The organism is Brevibacterium moorei, from assembly GCF_024580735.1.
In the GTDB taxonomy this organism is placed as follows: Bacteria; Actinomycetota; Actinomycetes; order Actinomycetales; family Brevibacteriaceae; genus Brevibacterium; species Brevibacterium moorei.
The window spans coordinates 1-255 of the sequence record NZ_JANIJX010000084.1; the positions used below are offsets into that span (position 1 = coordinate 1).

Consider the following 255-nt stretch of genomic DNA (forward strand, 5'->3'; position numbering starts at 1 on the left):
CAAGATGACCGGCCATGGAACGGTCCTCGTCGTGGTGGACCAGCCGGCCACGATCGGCGCACTCCCCGTCGCGGTCGCCGCCGCGATGGGCGTCCTCGTCGGCTACATCCCGGGCCTTGCGATGCGCCGGATCGCCGACCTACACCCCGGCCAGGCGAAGACCGACGCCCGCGATGCCGCGATCATCGCCGACGCAGCCCGCACCATGCCGCACACCTTGCGGTCCATCGTGCTGGCCGATGAACAGGCTGCGCA

The 255-nt window shown here is 71.0% G+C and carries 1 protein-coding gene; it reads left to right on the plus strand.

The window, feature by feature from the left end:
- Nucleotides 1-255, plus strand: a 255-nt coding sequence (locus NQ034_RS16565; RefSeq protein WP_257050027.1) for an IS110 family transposase, incomplete at both ends; no start/stop codon positions are given.